Genomic DNA, 19,171 nt, shown 5'->3' with positions numbered 1-19,171 from the left:
CGGACGCGGCGTTGTTTTCCACCCTAGTATCCGGGACATCTCTGACAGCTTCTGACGGCTCCAATCGCAGCAACCGATGCGCCGCGCGCTCCGGTTAACAGCGGGCAAGCTAGCGGCGCTTCCGCTGGTCGCGGACATCGCCCTGGACGAAAGAGTCTGCCAACGGCGCCGCCTCGCCGGACGGCTGATGCGGAATCTCGGACAGCAGCCCGAGTAGCGCGCTGGGGATGCGGATTGGACGCGAGTCACGCAACGCGGCGCGGGCGCGGCTGTGGTCATCCACTTCGGCGGCGCACTGCGGGCACAACGAAAGATGATGCGCGGCCCGCAAGTGGGCATTCATCCGCAGCTCACCGTCGACAAACGCCGCGATGGCCTCGATGGATAGATGCTCGGTGGACCGGAACCGACGCGGTGCGCCGACCGGCGCATCACTTTGGGAGGCGAATTGGGCGGGAAGCCAGGAGAACGCGCGCCGAAACACATGTCCCCGGTCGGCCATCACCAGCTCCTTCCCCACATTCTCGAGGCCCGATATAGCCTTCAGTATCTTCTGAATGTAGCGCGGCCGGCTGTCCGATAACCATCATCGGCGGCCAAAACAGCAGGTTTTGGGACCAGTTGGCAACCATGCAGTGGCCAAACTGATGGTTCGGCCCGTGACTGGTGACTTAGCCGGCGCTACGCGCCGGCCTGCTGTACGCCCCGCTGTGTTCAGGATGCGCGGCAAGATAGTCCCGTAGCGCCTGGCGTCCGCGGTGGATGCGGCTCCGCACGGTTCCCAGCTTGACGCCGAGAGTGGCGCCGATCTCCTCATAGGACAAGCCTTCGATGTCGCACAACACCACCGCGGCCCGAAACTCCGGGGGCAGCGAATCGAGGGCGGCCTGCAGGTCAGGCCCCAGCCGTGCGTCGTGATAGATCTGCTCAGGGTTCGGATCATCGGCGGGTACCCGGTCGTAATCCTCGGGCAGGGCTTCCATCCGGATGCGTGCGCGCCGGCGCACCATGTCGAGGAACAGATTGGTGGTGATGCGGTGCAACCAGCCCTCGAAGGTGCCCGGTTGGTAATTCTGGACGGACCGGAAGACCCTGATGAAGGTTTCCTGGGTCAGGTCCTCAGCGTCGTGCTGGTTGCCGGAGAGGCGATAGGCCAGCCGGTACACCCGGTCGGCATGCTGACGCACCAACTCGTCCCAGGACGGCATCGCGGCCTTGTCTCCGGTCGCGTCGAATACCGCAGTACCCAGCAACCCTTCGGCCGGTTCCGCCCATTCATCGTCGCGGACCTGTTGGGGGTGAGACATGGTGGTCGTGTTCACGATAGTGATGTTGTCCTCCGGATAATCCCTGCCATCGACTGCTTGTAGTTCGTCTGCGGCAACGCGAAGTTGCCGATTCCTATTCCCCGTCGCGCGGCCTCCGCCTTCCATAGCCATACCGTCGTGTACCCGCGTATGGCCCAGGTATGAACAATCTGAGCGCAAGCTGAGAAACCATTTCGTTACATATCTTTTCCTGGGCCTTTCCAGCTCCGGGTGACCTTCGTCGCGGTTCATCTTCCGGGCGTGTCGCTGCCGCCGATGACCTGACCAAGCCGGCGGGTCACGTTATGGCAGCGGGCGCGCCTGCCCGGCTGCGTCGCCGATCCGACATACGCTGCCGACATGGACGGCACCGGTAACAGCGTGGTCACTCCAGGCCAGCAGATCCCCACTCGCGCCGAACTGATGTCCGCGCATGCCGAGGGGTCAATATCTGAAGATGCCATCCTGACGGCCGCGCGCGAGCGCGCCGCAGACATTGGCGCGCGCGCGATTACACCCGCCGTCGGCGCTCTACTGAGCCTGCTGACCAAGCTCAGCGGCGGCAAGGCGGTTGCCGAGGTGGGCACCGGTGCCGGTGTCAGCGGACTGTGGTTGCTGTCCGGTATGAGCGACGATGGCGTCTTGACCACGATCGACATCGAGCCCGAACACCTACGGCTCGCCAAGCAGGCCTTCACCGAGGCCGGCATCGGACCGTCGCGCACCAGGCTGATCAGCGGTCGCGCCCAGGAGGTGCTGACCCGGCTCGCCGACGAAGCCTATGACCTGGTGTTTATCGACGCCGACCCGATCGACCAGCCGGATTACCTGGCCGAGGGGGTGCGGTTGCTGCGATCTGGGGGGGTCATCGTGGTGCACCGAGCGGCGCTGGGCGGACGGGCCGGTGACCCACATGCGCGCGATGCCGAGGTAATCGCCGTCCGCGAAGCGGCGCGACTGATCGCCGAGGACGAACGGCTCACCCCGGCGCTGGTGCCGCTGGGTGACGGCGTGCTGGCCGCCGTCCGGGAATAGGACAGAAGCTGGGCTTCGGGCGAGTGCTCGCCCAGGTTCCGCGACGCTAGCGTCGGTCGTCCACCGTGAATCCACCCGTGGCCGCCGCAGAGGATCGACGGCCGTTACCCACTTGAAAGGAACAGGTCCTCGAACACTTCGTCGCCGAACAGATTCCGGCGGGAGGCGGCCGAGAACGCGAACCTGCTGCCTCAGCCAGCGGGTGGCCAACTAGAGCCTCCGCGCCCAGCGGTTCCCGGCCGCCCACCTCCATACCCGGCTGCGACCCGTTTCACTGCTCAAACTGATAATCCAGCGAGGCGCACCGACCAACGGTCAGGGACACCTAAACGAAATCGGCGGGCAGACAAACGTGCCCGGGGGAAGTGGGCCTTCGGCATAGACCCCTGGTTGGCCTGATACCGGGTGGTATTCGTGGCAGGTGCTCATGTCCCAACCAGCCGCCAGGTATCGAGTCCGAAAATCAATTGGGTCTCCCGGACACCAGGTGCCGTGGCAGACCGGGTCGCGCCGAACATCGGCGCGCGCAGTCGCGGCGCCGGGCCCCAAGGCGGCCAGCCACAATGTAGCCACCGCTCCGAAGCTTGAAATCAGAGCACCCGCAAGAGTCCGCTTGACCGTGCTGACCGTATCGTGTTCCTCTCGGCATTTCGCGCCCGTCCCCAGGCCGCGGGTTCTTTCCGTGGTCACGTACACGCCGGCGGCATCGCTACCGATCCCAAATTGACGTAATCGCAAGTTGTCGACCGGCAGATAATTCCCAGAGGGTCGCCGCGACGTTTTCCCAGGCTCGGGTCTGGGCGGCATGTCTTACCGACTCGTTGTGGCGTTGTCTAGCTGATGGTGCGGCCGGGTCTCGTGCGGCTTCGGTAGCTGGGCCGCGTCCATGAAAGCGGTACGAATGTTGCGGGCTAACTCAGGCTCACTCCTTGACGTCGCACTGAACGCTCGTTTAATGTACTGAACGTGCGTTCAGTCGACTTGACTGCGGCGGCCCGCATCAGAGGTGCGGCGATCGAGCAGTTCGGTCAGCATGGCTTCGGCGTCGGACTGCGAACCATCGCCGAAGCCGCGGGAGTGAGCGCCGCCCTGGTCATCCATCACTTTGGCTCCAAGCAGGGTCTACGCAAGGCCTGCGACGACTACGCCGCCGAAGAGATCCGCAGCACCAAGTCCGCTGCACTCCAGTCCGACGATCCGACGACCTGGCTCTCACAGCTGGCCGAGATCGAGTCCTACGCAGTGTTGATGGCCTACCTGGTACGCAGCATGCAATCCGGTGGCGATTTAGCGAAGATGTTGTGGCACAAGATGATTGAGGATGCCGAGCAATATCTGCAAGACGGCGTGCGGGCCGGCACCATAAAACCCAGCCGGGATCCCCACGCCCGGGCCAGGTACCTGGCGCTCGCCGGCAGCGGGGCGTTTCTTCTCTACCTGCAAATGCAGGAAACTCCAACGGATCTGCGTGCAGTGCTACGTGATTACGCACGCGACATGACGCTGCCCGCCCTCGAGGTATTCACTGAGGGCCTGTTGGCCGACCGCGCCATGTACGACGCTTTCCTCGCCGAAGCCAAGCAAGGAGCAACTGATGCCGAGTGAACATGGCCCCGCACTTGTCGATATCCGGGGCCTGACTAAGGATTTCGGGTCGGTGCGCGCGCTCGACGGCCTCGACCTCACGGTGCGCGAAGGCGAAGTCCACGGGTTTCTCGGGCCAAATGGTGCCGGGAAGTCGACAACCATCCGCATCCTGTTGGGCTTGGCGAAGGCCGATGGCGGAACCGCGCGGCTTCTGGGCGGCGACCCCTGGGCGGATGCCGTCCAGCTGCATCGCCACATTGCCTATGTTCCAGGGGATGTCACGCTGTGGCCGACACTGACCGGTGGCGAGACCATCGAACTGCTGGCCCGCATGCGTGGCGGTATCGACAGCCAGCGCCGGGCAGAGCTGATTGAGCGTTTTGACTTCGACCCCTACAAGAAGGCCCGCGCCTACTCAAAGGGCAACCGCCAGAAGGTCTCCCTCATCTCCGCCTTCTCCTCACACGCCCGGCTGCTGCTCTTGGATGAACCGAGCATCGGCTTGGACCCGTTGATGGAAAACGTATTTCAGCAGTGCGTCGCGGAAGCGTGCGACCGCGGTGTAACGGTGCTGTTGTCCAGCCACATCCTGGCCGAAACAGAGGCGTTGTGCGAACGGGTGACGATCATCCGGGCCGGCAAGACAGTCGAAAGCGGGTCGCTAAATTCGATGCGCCACCTGAGCCGCACCTCGATCAAGGCTGAGGTGATCGGCGACCCTGGCGATCTCACGCGGATCAAAGGGGTAGCGGACGTCAGCATCGACGGCAACATGCTGCGCGCCCAAGTCGACAGCGAAAGCCTCGGTGAACTGATCCGGGTCCTCGGCGATGCGGGTGTGCGCAGCCTAGTCAGCCAGCCCCCGACGCTGGAGGAGCTGTTCCTGCGCCACTATGACGTCGGGGACGGCGGCACCGGACGGCGGGCAGGTAGCCCACAGCAGGTGCCGGCGCGATGAGCACGGCAATTCTGGATCGGCCACGTCATCCGGCGCACGAGGCACCACGGCGCGGCTCGAACTTCACCGGCACGCTCGGGATGCTTCGGCTGTGCCTGCGCCGTGACCGCATCGTATTACCGCTGTGGGTGCTGTTGCTGTCGGTGCCGCTGGCCCCGGTCTACATCGTCGGTGTCGCAAGGGTTTACCCCACGCAGGCGGACCGCGGGATGTTCGCGGCCACCATCATGGCCAGTCCGGCTCAGCGGGCACTGTATGGACCGGTCTACAACGACAGCCTCGGCGCGGTCGGAATCTGGAAGGCCGGAATGTTTCACCTACTCATCGGGGTGGCAGTCATCCTCACGGTGATCCGGCATACCCGTGCCGAGGAAGAGACGGGCCGTACCGAATTCATCGATTCGACCGTGGTCGGCCGCTACGCCAGCCTCACCGCCGCCCTGTTGATGACGTTCGGAGCTTGCCTGGCCACCGGCGTGATCGGCGCGGTGGGGCTGCTCACCACCGACGTCGCACCGGCCGGGTCGCTAGCGTTTGGGGCCGCGGTGACGGCCTCTGGCCTGGTCTTTACCGCCGTAGCGGCGGTAGCTGCGCAGCTTTCGCCGAGCGCGCGGTTCGCCCGTGGCACCGCGTTCACTGTGCTCGCAGCCGGCTACACGCTGCGCGCCCTCGGCGATGCCGGCTCCGGCACGCTGTCCTGGCTCTCGCCGCTCGGCTGGTCACTGCAGGTCAGACCATACGCGAGCGAGCGCTGGTGGGTGCTGCTGCTGCACCTGGGGACTGCCGTGGTGCTCACGGTGTTGGCCTACTACCTGCTGGGACGCCGCGATGTCGGCGCCGGGCTCATCGCCGAACGCTCCGGCTCCGGCACCGCCGCACCTGCCCTGCGCGGCGTCTTCGGGCTGGCGTGGCGGCTCGACCGCGGTGCGGTACTGCTGTGGACCTTAGGACTGTGCCTGTACGGGCTGGTGATCGGCAGTGTGGTGCGCGGTATCAGCGGCCAGCTGGGCAGCAGCAGCGCGGTGCGCGACATCGTTGCGCGACTAGGCGGCAGCACCGAGCTGGAGCACGCGTTCATCGCGATTGCGTTCTCGATGCAGGCCATGATGGCAGCCGCCTTCGCCATTTCACTGACGTTGCGGCTGCACCAAGAGGAGGCCACGCAACGGGCTGAGACACTGCTGGCCGGCGGGCCTTCCCGAACCCGTTGGCTGGCAAGCCATCTGGTGATCGCGCTGGCCGGATCCGCAGTGGCGATACTGCTCGCCGGGGTGGTGGCCGGACTCAGCTACGGAATCGCGGCGCGCGATATAGCCGGCAAGCTGTCTAACGGCGTCGCCACCGCCGCAGTGCAGCTGCCGGCCGTTTGGCTGCTCGCCGGGGTGGCGGTGATGCTGTTCGGTCTGGCGCCCCGGCTCACCCCGGTGGCGTGGGGCGTGCTGGTGGGGTTCGTTGCAATGTATCTGCTCGGGTCGTTGTCCGGATTCCCGCAATGGGTGCTTGACCTCGAGCCGTTCGCGCACATGCCGCGCGTCGGTCACAACTTCACCCCCGCGCCGCTGCTGTGGCTGCTTGCCCTTGATCTGGCACTGATCATGTTGGGGGCCTTAGCATTTCGGCGACGCGATCTGGGCTGCTAGGAGCATCCATGAGAACGATTCTTCGAACAGTGCTGTTTGGGGTCGCTGGACTGGTTGTCTTCGGGTTGCTGCTGTTCGTGCCGGCGGGGACGTTCGATTATTGGCAGGCGTGGTTGTTTTTGGCGGTGTTTGCCCTGATCACGTGGATACCCAGCATTTACTTGTTGCGTACCAACCCGGCGGTGCTCAAGCGGCGCATGCGCGCAGGACCGACAGCTGAAACCAGGCCGGTGCAGAAGGTCGTCATGGTTTTCGCTCTTGCGTCGCTGGCAGCGATGACCGTGGTCAGCGTCCTTGACCATCGTTTTGGCTGGTCACGGGTGCCAGCGGCGATCTCGTTGGTGGGCGACCTGCTGGTGGCCTGCGGCCTCGGTGCCGCCATGCTGGTGATTATCCAGAACAGTTATGCGGCCGCGACAGTCACCGTCGAGGCGGGACAGAAGCTGGTCTGCACGGGTCTCTACGGGCTGGTGCGGCACCCGATGTACACCGGCAACGTCATCATGATGGTGGGTCTGCCCCTGGCACTGGGCTCCTACTCGGGGCTCTTGCTTGTCCCGCCCAGCCTGCTAACTCTGGTTTTCCGCATCCTCGACGAGGAGAAGGCGCTCGCTGAGGAGCTGGACGGGTACCGCGCATACATGCAGCAGGTGCGCTATCGGTTGGTACCGCATGTCTGGTGACAGACTGTGATTGTGCGGCGGGGCGGGGCGCGGACGCGCCTAGCCCGAGGGTGCGTCGCCGTCTATCGCCCGGGCCGCCTTACCGTCGCCGGACCGTCGAAGGCAATGCCGAACTGGCGACCGCCGCCGTGGATAGCTGGACAGCCTTGGCGCGCCCAGCAAGTCGTCATGGCCTCTGCTCGCGGTTGTTGGCGCCCGGGGTCTTCGGCCCGGGCAGGCCCTACGGCCAGCGACCGCCTAGATCCAGACCCCCTTGCCCACTGCCACCACGCCCCCGGCGCTGATAGCAAACCTTTCCCGGTCCTTTTCCAGGTCCACTCCAACCATCTCGCCGGGCCCGACAACGACATTCTTGTCCAGGATCGCGTGGCGCACCACCGCGCCCCGGCCAACCCGGGCGCCCGGCATGATCACACTGCCCTCTACGATCGCGCCGTCGTCGACCACGACATTGGACGACAATACCGAGTTGCGCACCGAGGCCGCCGAAATAATGCTGCCGGCACCAACTACCGACTCCTGAGCGGAGCCGCCATTGACGAATTTCGCCGGCGCCAGGTTCTCCGACTCGCCGCGGATCGGCCAACGCCGGTTGTACAGGTTGAACACCGGATGCACCGACACCAGATCCATATGCGCGTCGTAGAACGCGTCCAGGGTCCCCACATCCCGCCAGTAGGCGCGGTCGCGGTCGGTGGCACCCGGCACATCGTTGTGGGAAAAGTCGTACACCGCAGCCATTCCGTCGGCCACCAGGCGCGGGACGATGTCGCCACCCATATCGTGATCGGAGTGGTCATTGTCGGCGTCGGCGCGAATCGCATCGATCAGCACCTTGGTGGTGAAAACGTAGTTCCCCATTGACACGAAGGTGGTGGCGGGATCGTCCGGAGTGCCGGGTGGGTCCAGCGGCTTCTCCACGAAGCTGCGGATACTCCCGGATTCGTCGGCGTCAATGCAACCGAACGAGCTCGCATCACCACGCGGCACCCGGATGCCGGCTACCGTAGCGCCGGCTCCGCTATCGATGTGAAACCGAACCATCTGTTCGGGATCCATCCGATACACGTGATCAGCTCCGAAAACCACTAGGTAATCGGGATCTTCGTCGTAGATGAGGTTGAGTGATTGATAGATCGCGTCGGCGGAGCCCGTGTACCAGCGCGGGCCCAGACGCTGCTGGGCCGGCACCGGAGTGATGTACTCTCCGGCCAAACCCGACAAACGCCAGTTCTGCGAAATGTGGCGGTCTAATGAATGCGACTTGTATTGGGTGAGAACGCAGATCCTCAGGTACCGGGCGTTGACGAGGTTGGAGAGCACGAAATCGATCAGGCGGTATGCGCCGCCGAAGGGAACGGCGGGTTTGGCCCGGTCCGCAGTCAGTGGATAAAGCCGCTTGCCCTCACCGCCGGCCAAAACGATGCCCAGCACGTGTGGCGCTTCCCTCATGGCCTCAAACCTATCGGCCGCCGCCAACCGCTGCCAGGGGCATTCCCGACTCGTCCCTGTTCTGACGGACTGTCCGTCAAGGTAATTGATCCGATGCGACGCCTGCCCAGCTCCTCGGCCCGACATGCGGGCCGCATCGTCACCGACGCAACCGCACTGTCCGGCTCCACCTCGGCCCGGCATGCGGGCCGCATGTTCGCCGAACTACGGTGCGGAGTATGCGGGTGGCGATGATGACTCGGGAGTACCCACCGGAGGTTTATGGCGGAGCCGGGGTACATGTCACCGAATTGGTATCCCAGCTGCGCCACCTGTGCGAAGTCGAGGTGCACTGCATGGGCGCACCACGCCCGGGCGCCTTCACTCATCAGCCCGACGCGCGGCTGCAGAGCGCCAACGCGGCACTGTCGACGTTGTCCGCCGACCTGATGATGGCCAAAGCCGCCAGCGCGGCCACAGTCGTGCATTCCCACACCTGGTACACCGGCCTGGCGGGGCATCTGGCCGCGTTGCTTTACGAAATCCCCCATGTCTTGACCGCGCACTCGCTTGAGCCGCTGCGCCCCTGGAAGGCCGAACAACTCGGCGGTGGCTATCGGATTTCGTCCTGGGTGGAAAACACTGCGGTCCTGGCCGCCGACGCGGTCGTCGCGGTCAGCTCCGGCATGCGCGATGACATGCTGCGCCTCTACCCTGCATTGGATCCGGGTGTAGTGCACGTGATCCGCAGCGGGATCGACACCAAGGTGTGGTACCCGGCCGGACCCGCCCACACCGGATCGGTACTGGCCGAGCTCGGGGTCGATCCGAACCGTCCCATGGTGGCTTTTGTCGGGCGCATCACCAAACAAAAAGGTGTTCGGCATTTGCTGGCAGCGGCACACCAGTTCAGCCCGGATATCCAGTTGGTGCTGTGCGCAGGTGCTCCCGACACCCCGGAGATCGCGGAGGAGGTGGGGTCCGCGGTAGCCGAGTTGGCTCGCGTCCGCACCGGAGTCTTCTGGGTTCGCGACATGCTTCCGACCGTGGAGCTGCGCGAAATACTCTCTGCAGCAACAGTATTCGTTTGTGCATCAATATATGAGCCGCTGGGTATCGTGAATCTGGAAGCAATGGCCTGCGCGACCGCTGTGGTGGCCTCCGATGTGGGCGGGATACCGGAGGTAGTCGCCGACGGGATCACCGGATCGTTGGTGCATTACCAGCCCGAAGACCCGGTCGGTTATCAGGCCGGGTTGGCAACAGCGATCAATGCACTGGTCGCTGACCCTTCCACAGCGGCCAGTTACGGCCAGGCCGGACGTCAGCGCTGTATCGACGAGTTCTCTTGGACACGCGTCGCCGAGCAGACCCTAGACATCTATCGGAAGGTATGCCTGTGACACATCGCGGGCCGTTGAGGTGACCTAGCTGGTGACACCCTTGAGTTCGTCACCGAGCGCCGCGGCTTCATCGGGCGTGAGCTCGACGACGAGACGGCCGCCACCCTCAAGTGGTACCCGCATCACGATGCCCCGCCCCTCCTTTGTTGCTTCCAGAGGACCGTCGCCGGTCCGGGGCTTCATCGCCGCCATCGAGTGCTCCCTCCAAATTCGAGCTGACCCGCCATTACGGGCCTGGCCGGCGCCGAGCATGCCCCGTAGGTGGATTTCCAGCCATACCCGACATTGAACTGCCAATACACCCCCCTATTGTTCCCTATCGGGGCCGCCACGTGCACGAGACCCGGTTCTGGGGCCTCATCGGACTGTGGGCGGCACCCAGCAAGCGCGGATGTGATCGTCGACCATCCCGGTGGCCTGCATCAACGCATATGCGCTGGTGGGCCCAACAAATCGGAACCCGCGACGCTTCAACGTGCGCGCCATTGCGGTCGATTCCGCAGTGACTGAAGGGATTTCGGGTAGGGCTGCGGGTCGTGGCCGCGGCGGGGGCGCGAAGGACCACAGCAAATCGGACAGGTCTGCTGCCGACCCGAGCTCGGCAACGGCACGCGCGTTGGCGATCGTCGCCTCGATTTTGGCCCGGTTGCGCACAATGCCCTCGTCCGTCAACAACCGCTGCACGTCAACGTCGGTGTAGTTAGCAATCGTCTCGATGTCGAACCCGCAAAACGCGCGCCGGAAGTTCTCCCGCTTGCGCAAGATGGTCAACCACGATAGGCCGCTCTGGAACGCCTCCAAGCTCATCCGCTCGAACAACGCCACTCCGCCGTACACGGGACGGCCCCACTCCTGGTCGTGATAGTTGCGGTAAATCTCGGCGTCGGGCCCGGCGCGGACCTCCGCCCAGCCACAGCGGACCACTCCGGGGGCGCTCACGTGGGGTTAGGACGTTCTCGGGCGACAGCCTCGACGTCAGATACCGCCGTGCTCTGAAACTCAACGCTGGCCTTACTGGTCGATGAGGCCTGGAGGGCCGCCAGCTGCCCGCGCAACGCATCAAGCTCACGACCAAGACGGTCCAGCACCCAATCGACCTCGCTGGTCTTGTAGCCGCGCAGTACCTGGGTGAACTTGACCGCGGCGACGTCCGCGGCAGTGATGCCATAGGCCGGCAGCACGGTCGCAGTCGTCGCCCGCGGCAGCGGCGGCAGTTGTTCGCCGCGACCGAAAAGCAGGCTTGCCGCACCGAACAACACGGTCGCGACCAGCACCAGCACCAGCAGGTACAGCAACACCAACGCCACGTCGTCGATCTTGCCTCACAGTTGCTTGAGCATATTCATCGGCGGCCGGTCTGCTAGCGAGACCGGCCACGTGCACTCGCTATAGCCATCACCAACAGCAAAGAATTGAGTCAACCCGATCCCAGAGTCGGGGATCCCACACCGCGACAACAGGGTAGCGATGACCTGGCGGCTCATCACGCCCAGCTCGGCCAGTGGCCGGTTGCGGTGCGCCCGCACGCCAAGGTTGACCTGAGCGATCGCGTCCGGGCCCAACCGGTCGAAGGTATCCACCAGCAGACCGATTTCCACACCGTAGCCGGGCGCGAACGGCAGCGAGGTCAGCAGTTCTCGGGTAGCCGCATACTCACCGCCCAACGGTTGCAGCACGCAGCCCAACTCGGGCCGCAGGGCAGCCAACAGCGGTCGGGCCACCAATTCGGTGACCCGGCCGCCGCCGGTGGCGCCGGCGGGCCCACCGGCGTCGCTGACGTGGAGCGGGCGGCGATAGAAGCTTTTGACCAGGTGAAGCCCCTGGCGAGTGAGCAGCGGCCCGACCAGCCACGGCACGAACATCGGGTGCGGATTGACCAGGTCGGAGTCGATGAACACCACGATGTCGCCGCTAGTGGCGGCCAACGAGCGCCACAGCGCCTCGCCTTTGCCCGGACGCGTCGACAGCTCGGGCAACGCCTGTTCGCGAGTAACCACGCGAGCCCCGGCCGCGATGGCGCGGATCTCGGTGTCGTCGGTGGAGCCGGAGTCCAGCACGATCAGCTCGTCGACCAGTCCTCCGCCGTCCCGGACCAACGGTGCGATGCTCTCCACCACCGATTCGATGGTCTCTTCTTCGTCAAGTGCCGGTAGCACCACCGAAACTGTCCGCCCAGCCTTGGCCGCAACCAGTTCGCTGATCGTCCAGCGCGGGCGGTCCCAGCTGCGGTCGGACAGCCAGGTGTCACCAGGCCGTGCAGCCAGGACGGCATCGTGGCTGTGACCGGCAGTGACCAGCTCCGATGCCGTCATGCGAGTCCTCTCACCGTCCGCGTCGGCGACCGCGTGCCTTGGATGGAGGCCACCATCTCCAGCACCCGCCTGGTGGCCGCGACCTCGTGCACCCGAAACATGTACGCCCCGGCGGCCGCTGCCAGGGCGGTAGCTGCCAGTGTTCCCTCGAACCGTTCGGTCACGTCCACCCCCAGAGTCTCCCCGATGAAGTCCTTGTTGCTCAAAGCCATGAGCACCGGCCACCCGGTCTTAACAAGATCATCCACATGTCGCAACAGGACCAGCCCATGGAAGGTGTTCTTGCCGAAATCGTGGGCGGGGTCGATCAGCACCCGGTCGCGGGCCACTCCGGCCGCAACTGCCCGCTCGGCCGCACCGGTGACCTGGCGAATCACATCGTCCACCACATCGCGGATAGTCGCACCGAAACTCACCCGGAACGGACGCGTGCGCGGCAGCGCGCCCCCAGTGTGGGCGCAGACCAGACCCGCACCGAACTCGGCGGCCACCGCGGGCATCGCTGGGTCGACACCGCCCCAGCTGTCGTTGATGAGGTCGGCGCCGGCTGCGCAGGCCACCCGGGCCACCTCAGCGCGCCAGGTGTCGACGCTGATCAGCTGGTCGGGATAGGCGCTTCGGAGCCATTCGATGAACGGAACCAACCGGGCAATCTCGGCATCGGGATCCACGTCCTGACCGGGGCCTGCCTTGACGCCACCGACGTCGATGACGTCGGCCCCCTCGTCGATGGCCTGGTGTGCGGCTTCCCTGGCGGCTTCATCGCCGAAGGTCGCACCCTTGTCATAGAACGAATCCGGGGTGCGGTTGACGATCGCCATGATCAGCGGGCGATCCCGGGCGACCGGGCGGCCGCACCATGTTGATTGCACGCCTCCATAGTGCCTGCCCGTGCTCACCACCATCGAGCACGCAGGCTCGACGACGTCAGCGCACTCGTCGCGCGGGTCACTGGCCCGCCGCTACCTCATCGGGGAATGCGGCCTAGCACGGCCAGGACGTACAGCGGGCCACCGGCATCAGGACCGTACGCCTGGTCGCCCAGCTCCACTGTGCGGCTCCCGAAGGTGGTCGGGCGCGCCGCTGCTCAACAGTCGGGTCAGCCGACACCGCGGCTTCCACCTGAGTGGTAGCAACGTTTTCGCCCTTATCGTCAGCTCGACGCCTGTGCTCGCTCACGCAGGTGCGCACCAGTCCAACGCCGCGCTCACCTTGTCGACCACGATTAGCCGCTCCATCGCCACCGCCGCGACGTAACCGCTGTCGACCAGCCCGTTCAGCCACCCCCACAGTTTGTCGTAGTGCCCCCAAGGGTCAACGATGACGATGGGCTTGCGATGCATTCCGAGATAGCCGGTAGTCCAGGCATCCAACAACTCGTCCAGGGTGCCTAAACCCCCTGGCAGCACGATGAACGCGTCAGCGTGCTCCTCCATGACCTGCTTGCGCTCACGCATCGTGTCGGTGACGATCAGCTCCTCGGCCGCCTTAGCGTCAGACAGTTCGCGGCCGATCAGCAACTTGGGAATCACGCCGACGGTCCGACCACCTCGTGCGTGCATCGCCCCGGCGACCGCACCCATTGCCGAGAGATTGCCGCCGCCCCAGATCAGGGTCCAGCCGCAATCGGCGATGGCCTGCCCGAGTTGCGCGGCGAGTTCGAGCAATTCGGGGTGCGTTGGCCCGGCCGAGCAATAGACACATACCGCCCACTCGCCGCTAGCCTTATCGACTTCTGGGCGCATATACCGAAACGTAGACCAAAGGCTGCAGAAAGCGAGCAGAATCGCGCCACCATTGTGTCCCGTCACATCGAGCGCCATAAGATGCCAGCGGTGCCAATTCGATGGAACGTCCCGCAACATGCGGCCGCGTTGGAGCGGCTGGACGATGCGTTGGGTGATGCATCGTCGCCCGGTGGGGCCGTCATACTCGGGCCGGACGGCGTCGGCAAATCCACATTGGCCCGACTGGCCGCCGAACAGTTCTGCCGCCGCCAACCAACCGCGACAACCCGCTGGGTCATCGGCACCCCTACCGAGCGCACGGTTCCGTTCGGTGCCTTCGGTCATCTGGTCGATATCGCCGAAATCGGGAAGCCGGCTGCTTTGCTGCGGGCAGCCCGGGCGTCGCTGAGCCGTGACGATCAGCATGGGGACCTGCTGCTCATCGTTGACGAGGCCCACGACCTGGACATCCTGTCTGCCACCCTGGTTTACCAATTAGCGCTGGCGGGCACGGCCCGGATGATCGTCACCGCCCGCGCAGACGCAGCACCCGAGGCCATCGCGGCATTGTGGACAGACGGACTGCTGGCTCGGATTGACGTCAAGCCGCCGGGCGGGGCGACTAACCCAGCTGAGGCGGCACAGGTCGACGTTTTCCTCGCCGAGCTACCCGGCGCCGCCCGTTCGGTGCTCGACTATTTGGCCGTCGAGGAACCGCTGCCGCTGGCCGTTCTCACCGTCTTGGCCGGTGACGGCGCCGTGAAACAGGCAGCGGAACTGGGTGCGGCGGAAACCCGGGTTCGGGGCGGACGCGCGGACGACCCGTCGGTCTACACGGCGCACCCACTGTTCGGCGAACGCGCGCGCGCCGCGCTGGGCGACAATGGCGCGCGGCGCCGGCGTACCGAGATTGTCACACTGTTTTCGCAGCATCCGTCCGACCATCTCAGCGACCGGCTACGGCTCGCGTCGCTGGCACTGGACAGCGACGCCGCCCAGCCAGTAGGTGAGGTCACCGCTTCCGCCCAGCAGGCGCTGCGGCTGGGCGACGTGCGGCTTGCCGAACGGTTGGCACGAGCGGCATTGGATCGGTCGGGCGGACTGGACCCCCGACTTGTTCTGGGTCAGGCGCTGAGCTGGCAGGGCCGTGGCCGCGAAGCCGGCGCCATACTGGCAGCCGTGGATGCCGCTGAACTATCGGAGGCCGAGCTGATGGCCTGGGCAGTGGCGCGGGCGGCAAACCAGTTCTGGATGCTCGGCGAGCCCGAGAAGGCCACCGCGTTCTTGCAGACCGCCCGTAACCGGGTCAGCGACCCCACGGTGCGGGCCACCCTCGATGCGTTGACCGCAACGTTCGCTATGAACGCCGGGAACTTGCCGCGAGCCATCACCCTGGCCACCGAGGTGCTGTCCCAGCCGTCCCCTGGCGACACGGCGGTGGCCTGGGCAGCTAGTGCCGCCGCGTTGTGTTCGGCGCGGATGGGCCGGTTCGGCGACGTGGAACGCCAGGCCGAACAGGCTGCGGCCGCCGAGCATCCCGGGCTGTTGCGGTTCACCGTAGGCCTAGCTCAGATCACGTCCTTGCTGATGGCGGGCGATGCTAGACAGGCGCAGGCCCTCGCTCAACAGTTCACCGACTTCGCCGAGCTGCAGCAGCCGGGCCGCGCCATTGGCGAGGTGTTACTGGCGCACGTGCTAGTTATCAAAGGCGAATTCGATGCTGCAACATCACTTTTGGAACCTGCCGCCGCGGAACTGGAGCGCACCGGCTATTCCTGGGGCCCACTGTCGTTGATGCTGCTGGCGACGGCCATTGCACAACAGGGCGATATCGCCGAGTCCGCAAAGGCATTGCGGCGTGCTGAAACTCGCCACGGCACCAAGTCAGCGTTGTTCGCACCTGAGCTGGGTCTGGCACGGGCGTGGACCAGAGCGGCCGCCCGGGACAAGGCGGGCGCTATCGCCGATACCCGCGAGGCGGCCCGCACCGCCGAGCGCGGCGGGCAGTCGGCGGTAGCGTTGCGCGCCTGGCACGACGCAGTACGGCTGGGCGACATCCGGGCAGCGGTCCCGGTCACCCGGCTGGCCGCTGAAATCGACTGTCCAGTAGGCTATCTCGTCGTCAAGCATGCCCATGCCCTGGCCGACCGTAATGCCGTCGCGCTGTCTGCGGTGGCCGACGAACTGGCTGCGATGGGAATGGCGGCGGCGGCCTCAGACGCCGCCAAGGCTGCGCAGCAGTTCGACTAGCCGCTCAGGTAGCGGCGCAGCATGTCAACGGCGGCCGCGATCTGGCCAGCCACCACCCGCTCGTCGCTGCGGTGCGCCAGGTTGGGGTCGCCAGGCCCATAGTTGAGCGCGGGTATGCCTCGGGCCGCAAAGCGAGACACGTCGGTCCAACCGTACTTTGCCCGGACCTGCCCACCGGCGGCGTCGACCAGTGCTTTGGCAGCTGGTTGGGACAACCCGGGCAGGGCGCCCGGCGCGGCGTCGGTTTGTTCGATGCGCACGTCGAGACCGTCAAACACCTCGTGAACGTGTTGCAGGGCGGCGGCCACCGAGCGGTCGGGGGCAAAGCGGTAGTTGACCGTGACCGATGCATGATCGGGAATCACATTGCCGGCAACGCCGCCACCCACGCGAACTGCGGACAAACCTTCGTGGTAGGTGCAACCGTCGATGTCAACGCTGCGTGCCCGGTAGCCCGCCAACCGGTCCAGCACCGCGCCGAGCTTATGAATCGCGTTGTCACCCAACCACGATCGCGCCGAATGGGCACGCGTCCCGTGAGCACTAATGACAACCCGCAGGGTGCCCTGGCAGCCGGCCTCAACATAGCCGGCAGTTGGCTCGCCCAGAATGGCCACGTCGGCGCACAACCACTCTGGCAGCTCGCGCTCGATGCGGCCCAAACCGTTTGCCGCAGAATCGATTTCCTCGCAATCGTAGAAAACCAGCGTCAAGTCGTGCACCGGCTCGGCCACCGTGGCGGCCAGATGAAGGAACACCGCATCACCGGACTTCATGTCCGCGCTGCCGCAGCCATACAGCAGGCCGTCCTCGCGCCGGCTGGGCAGATTCCCGGCGGCCGGCACGGTATCGAGATGTCCGGCCAACAGCACGCGCGAAGGCCGGCTACGGCAGGTGCGTGCCAGCACCGCGTTGCCGTTGCGAATGATGTCGAAGCCAGTTGTCTGCGCCCGCAAGGCAGCTTCGACCTCGTCAGCAATGAGCGTCTCGTTCCGCGACTCGCTGGGAATATCAACCAGCGCCGCGGTCAGCTCAACGGGATCCCCGCGTAAGTCGAGCACAGCGACCAGGGTAGTGGGTCACCCCTTGGGTGCCGAGCAGACACAGAATCGCACGCCCAAGGGCAGCGGGATGCGATTCTGTGTCTGCTCGGCGACCGAAGTACCCTTGTCGACCGTGACTGGAGCAGCAGGTATTGGTCTGGCGACCCTGGCCTCGGACGGATCGGTGCTCGACGCCTGGTTCCCCGCTCCGAAGCTGACGGAATCTGGAACTAGCACCACCTCGCGACTGGCGCTGTCGGACGTCACCCCAGAATTAGCGGCGCTGGTCGGCCGCGACGATGATCGAGCTACCGAAGTGATCGCGGTCCGCACGGTCATCGGCTCGCTGAACGAGGTCGCCGCCGACGCTTATGACGCCTACCTGCGCTTGCACCTGTTGTCGCACCGATTGGTGGCGCCGCACGGGCTCAACGCCGGCGGCTTGTTCGGGGTCTTGACGAATGTGGTGTGGACTAGCCGCGGTCCTTGCTCCATCGACGGTTTCGAAGCAGTGCGGGCACGACTGCGACGCCAGGGACCGGTGACCGTGTACGGCGTCGACAAATTCCCACGGATGGTTGATTACGTTCTGCCCACTGGAGTGCGCATCGCCGACGCCGATCGAGTGCGGCTGGGCGCCCACCTGGCGCCGGGCACCACCGTGATGCACGAGGGTTTCGTCAACTACAACGCCGGAACGCTGGGCGCCTCAATGGTCGAGGGCCGTATTTCGGCCGGCGTGGTGGTGGGCGACGGATCCGACATCGGCGGCGGAGCGTCCATCATGGGCACCCTGTCGGGCGGCGGCACCGAAGTCATTTCGATCGGCAAGCGCTGCCTACTCGGCGCCAACGCCGGTCTGGGCATATCCCTGGGCGACGACTGCGTGGTGGAGGCCGGCCTGTACGTCACCGCCGGCACCAAGGTCACCTTGCCGGACGGCACCGCGGTCAAGGCACGCGATCTTTCCGGCGGCAGCAACTTGCTATTCCGCCGCAATTCGGTGACGGGGGTGGTTGAGGTGGTGCCCCGCGGCGGTCAGGGCATCACACTGAACGAGGATCTACACGCCAACTAGCGCCTAGCAAGGATCGTGCCGACGGTTTCAGGAAGCAGATACGTGCACACCAGGCTGGCCGCAACCAGGGTCATCAGCATCAGACCAATCGCCCAGCTGCCACAGCAGGCCAATAATGTGCCAGCGATCAACGGCGGCACGGCTCCCCCGACGATGCCCGCGAGGTTAAAGGCAAGGGCGGTGCCCGTGTAGCGGTAGCGGGTGGCAAATAATTCCGGCATAAGCGCACCGACAGGCCCAAAACCAGCGGCCGCGGTTGCATAGAGGCTCAGAACAGCCGCGGCGAACAGAGCGGGAAAGCCGGAATCGATCAGCGGCATCACCACTAACGACCAGGGCAAGGCCACTGCCCACACAGTCAGCATGACGCGCCGGCGCCCGAACCGATCACAGAGCGAGGCGGTAAGCCAGACGAACACGATGCTGGTCAACCCGCCCAGCACACCGACTATCAAGACGAAATTGCGCGAATACCCGAGATGAGTCTGCGCGTAAGAGGTCAGATAGGTACTGGCCAGATAGACGAAGCCGAAGCCACCGAGCACACTGCCTGCGGCCAGCACGATTTTGCGACGCTGCCAGCGCAGCACCGCCAAGAGCGGCGCGGCGTTTGAGCATGGCTCGTCAGCGTTGGCGTTGGCAGTCTCGCTGGCGAACACCGCGGTCTCACTAATCTTCAGACGCACGTAGAAAGCGATGACGATCAGTATTGCGCTC

General features: G+C 65.3%; 19 protein-coding genes and 1 pseudogene. 8 read left to right on the top strand and 12 right to left on the bottom strand.

Features of this window, described 5'->3' with window-relative positions:
- Window positions 1–109: 109 nt before the first annotated feature.
- Both rseA and sigE read right to left on the bottom strand, forming a co-directional pair.
- Window positions 110–502 carry an anti-sigma E factor RseA gene (gene rseA, locus F0Q45_RS09095; RefSeq protein ID WP_149653631.1) on the bottom strand — a complete coding sequence of 131 codons (393 nt, stop codon included), beginning with the start codon at window positions 500–502 and terminating at the stop codon, window positions 110–112.
- A gap of 169 nt (window positions 503–671) precedes the next feature.
- A complete protein-coding gene (gene sigE, locus F0Q45_RS09090; RefSeq protein ID WP_373424941.1) occupies window positions 672–1,433 on the bottom strand; it encodes an RNA polymerase sigma factor SigE in 762 nt (253 codons plus the stop codon).
- 234 nt (window positions 1,434–1,667) lie between these two features.
- On the opposite strand from sigE, the gene F0Q45_RS09085 reads away from it, so the two are divergent.
- The 5 genes from F0Q45_RS09085 to F0Q45_RS09060 all read left to right on the top strand — a co-directional run bounded on the left by F0Q45_RS09085 (window position 1,668) and on the right by F0Q45_RS09060 (window position 7,210).
- Window positions 1,668–2,342 carry an O-methyltransferase gene (locus F0Q45_RS09085; RefSeq protein WP_149653629.1) on the top strand — a complete coding sequence of 225 codons (675 nt, stop codon included), beginning with the start codon at window positions 1,668–1,670 and terminating at the stop codon, window positions 2,340–2,342.
- Window positions 2,343–3,308: 966 nt separating this feature from the next.
- Complete coding sequence (locus F0Q45_RS09075; protein WP_149653628.1) at window positions 3,309–3,947, top strand: TetR/AcrR family transcriptional regulator; 639 nt, start codon at window positions 3,309–3,311, stop codon at window positions 3,945–3,947.
- Window positions 3,937–4,887, top strand: a complete 951-nt coding sequence (locus F0Q45_RS09070) for an ABC transporter ATP-binding protein (protein ID WP_149653627.1) — start codon at window positions 3,937–3,939, stop codon at window positions 4,885–4,887. The genes F0Q45_RS09075 and F0Q45_RS09070 overlap by 11 nt, the downstream gene beginning before the upstream one ends.
- Complete coding sequence (locus tag F0Q45_RS09065) at window positions 4,884–6,527, top strand: ABC transporter permease (RefSeq protein WP_149653626.1); 1,644 nt, start codon at window positions 4,884–4,886, stop codon at window positions 6,525–6,527. Before F0Q45_RS09070 ends, F0Q45_RS09065 begins: the two co-directional genes overlap by 4 nt.
- 8 nt (window positions 6,528–6,535) lie before the next feature.
- Entirely contained in the window at window positions 6,536–7,210 is a 675-nt protein-coding gene (locus F0Q45_RS09060; RefSeq protein WP_149653625.1) for a methyltransferase family protein, read from the top strand.
- A gap of 237 nt (window positions 7,211–7,447) precedes the next feature.
- On the opposite strand, the gene glgC is transcribed toward F0Q45_RS09060, so the two are convergent.
- Entirely contained in the window at window positions 7,448–8,662 is a 1,215-nt protein-coding gene (gene glgC, locus F0Q45_RS09055) for a glucose-1-phosphate adenylyltransferase (RefSeq protein WP_149653624.1), read from the bottom strand.
- Window positions 8,663–8,880: 218 nt separating this feature from the next.
- Between glgC and glgA the strand changes: the two genes are divergently transcribed.
- Window positions 8,881–10,044 carry a glycogen synthase gene (gene glgA, locus F0Q45_RS09050; protein ID WP_149653623.1) on the top strand — a complete coding sequence of 388 codons (1,164 nt, stop codon included), beginning with the start codon at window positions 8,881–8,883 and terminating at the stop codon, window positions 10,042–10,044.
- 24 nt (window positions 10,045–10,068) lie between these two features.
- Here the strand turns inward: glgA and F0Q45_RS09045 are convergent, their stop codons facing one another.
- The 7 genes and pseudogenes from F0Q45_RS09045 to F0Q45_RS09020 all read right to left on the bottom strand — a co-directional run bounded on the left by F0Q45_RS09045 (window position 10,069) and on the right by F0Q45_RS09020 (window position 14,101).
- Window positions 10,069–10,236, bottom strand: a complete 168-nt coding sequence (locus F0Q45_RS09045) for a DUF3117 domain-containing protein (RefSeq protein ID WP_003406247.1) — start codon at window positions 10,234–10,236, stop codon at window positions 10,069–10,071.
- Window positions 10,237–10,401: 165 nt separating this feature from the next.
- Complete coding sequence (locus F0Q45_RS09040; protein ID WP_149653622.1) at window positions 10,402–10,983, bottom strand: DNA-3-methyladenine glycosylase I; 582 nt, start codon at window positions 10,981–10,983, stop codon at window positions 10,402–10,404.
- Window positions 10,980–11,351 carry a DivIVA domain-containing protein gene (locus F0Q45_RS09035; protein ID WP_262490928.1) on the bottom strand — a complete coding sequence of 124 codons (372 nt, stop codon included), beginning with the start codon at window positions 11,349–11,351 and terminating at the stop codon, window positions 10,980–10,982. The genes F0Q45_RS09040 and F0Q45_RS09035 overlap by 4 nt, the downstream gene beginning before the upstream one ends.
- Before the next feature lie 15 nt (window positions 11,352–11,366).
- Window positions 11,367–12,356 (bottom strand): glucosyl-3-phosphoglycerate synthase, encoded by a 990-nt coding sequence (locus tag F0Q45_RS09030; protein ID WP_149653621.1) that lies wholly within the window; start codon window positions 12,354–12,356, stop codon window positions 11,367–11,369.
- Entirely contained in the window at window positions 12,353–13,261 is a 909-nt protein-coding gene (gene folP / locus F0Q45_RS09025) for a dihydropteroate synthase (RefSeq protein WP_149653620.1), read from the bottom strand. Before folP ends, F0Q45_RS09030 begins: the two co-directional genes overlap by 4 nt.
- A gap of 86 nt (window positions 13,262–13,347) precedes the next feature.
- A pseudogene (locus tag F0Q45_RS30150) lies at window positions 13,348–13,505 on the bottom strand (hypothetical protein); the annotation flags it as partial.
- A 26-nt stretch (window positions 13,506–13,531) separates the two neighbouring features.
- Window positions 13,532–14,101: a TIGR00730 family Rossman fold protein gene (locus F0Q45_RS09020; protein ID WP_149653619.1), complete on the bottom strand. Its 570-nt coding sequence runs from the start codon at window positions 14,099–14,101 to the stop codon at window positions 13,532–13,534.
- Window positions 14,102–14,191: 90 nt separating this feature from the next.
- Between F0Q45_RS09020 and F0Q45_RS09015 the strand changes: the two genes are divergently transcribed.
- Window positions 14,192–16,333 (top strand): AAA family ATPase, encoded by a 2,142-nt coding sequence (locus F0Q45_RS09015; protein WP_149653618.1) that lies wholly within the window; start codon window positions 14,192–14,194, stop codon window positions 16,331–16,333.
- Here the strand turns inward: F0Q45_RS09015 and dapE are convergent.
- Window positions 16,330–17,394: a succinyl-diaminopimelate desuccinylase gene (gene dapE / locus F0Q45_RS09010; RefSeq protein ID WP_149653617.1), complete on the bottom strand. Its 1,065-nt coding sequence runs from the start codon at window positions 17,392–17,394 to the stop codon at window positions 16,330–16,332. The two genes, F0Q45_RS09015 and dapE, sit on opposite strands and share 4 nt — an antisense overlap.
- A gap of 106 nt (window positions 17,395–17,500) precedes the next feature.
- Between dapE and dapD the strand changes: the two genes are divergently transcribed.
- A complete protein-coding gene (dapD, locus tag F0Q45_RS09005; protein WP_149653616.1) occupies window positions 17,501–18,454 on the top strand; it encodes a 2,3,4,5-tetrahydropyridine-2,6-dicarboxylate N-succinyltransferase in 954 nt (317 codons plus the stop codon).
- On the opposite strand, the gene F0Q45_RS09000 is transcribed toward dapD, so the two are convergent.
- Window positions 18,451–19,171, bottom strand: a 721-nt coding sequence (locus tag F0Q45_RS09000; RefSeq protein WP_149653615.1) for an MFS transporter, incomplete at its 5' end; no start/stop codon positions are given. The two genes, dapD and F0Q45_RS09000, sit on opposite strands and share 4 nt — an antisense overlap.

It is taken from the genome of Mycobacterium simiae, from assembly GCF_008370645.1.
GTDB lineage: Bacteria > Actinomycetota > Actinomycetes > Mycobacteriales > Mycobacteriaceae > Mycobacterium > Mycobacterium simiae_A.
This window is presented reverse-complemented; position numbering and strand designations above follow the sequence as displayed.

Coding starts and splice junctions, on each gene's coding strand:
- rseA (WP_149653631.1), bottom strand. CDS start 502: ATGGCCGACCGGGGACATGTGTTTCGGCGCGCGTTCTCCTGGCTTCCC.
- sigE (WP_373424941.1), bottom strand. CDS start 1,433: ATGGAAGGCGGAGGCCGCGCGACGGGGAATAGGAATCGGCAACTTCGC.
- F0Q45_RS09085 (WP_149653629.1), top strand. CDS start 1,668: ATGGACGGCACCGGTAACAGCGTGGTCACTCCAGGCCAGCAGATCCCC.
- F0Q45_RS09070 (WP_149653627.1), top strand. CDS start 3,937: ATGCCGAGTGAACATGGCCCCGCACTTGTCGATATCCGGGGCCTGACT.
- F0Q45_RS09065 (WP_149653626.1), top strand. CDS start 4,884: ATGAGCACGGCAATTCTGGATCGGCCACGTCATCCGGCGCACGAGGCA.
- F0Q45_RS09060 (WP_149653625.1), top strand. CDS start 6,536: ATGAGAACGATTCTTCGAACAGTGCTGTTTGGGGTCGCTGGACTGGTT.
- glgC (WP_149653624.1), bottom strand. CDS start 8,662: ATGAGGGAAGCGCCACACGTGCTGGGCATCGTTTTGGCCGGCGGTGAG.
- glgA (WP_149653623.1), top strand. CDS start 8,881: ATGCGGGTGGCGATGATGACTCGGGAGTACCCACCGGAGGTTTATGGC.
- F0Q45_RS09045 (WP_003406247.1), bottom strand. CDS start 10,236: ATGGCGGCGATGAAGCCCCGGACCGGCGACGGTCCTCTGGAAGCAACA.
- F0Q45_RS09030 (WP_149653621.1), bottom strand. CDS start 12,356: ATGACGGCATCGGAGCTGGTCACTGCCGGTCACAGCCACGATGCCGTC.
- folP (WP_149653620.1), bottom strand. CDS start 13,261: ATGGTGGTGAGCACGGGCAGGCACTATGGAGGCGTGCAATCAACATGG.
- F0Q45_RS09020 (WP_149653619.1), bottom strand. CDS start 14,101: ATGCGCCCAGAAGTCGATAAGGCTAGCGGCGAGTGGGCGGTATGTGTC.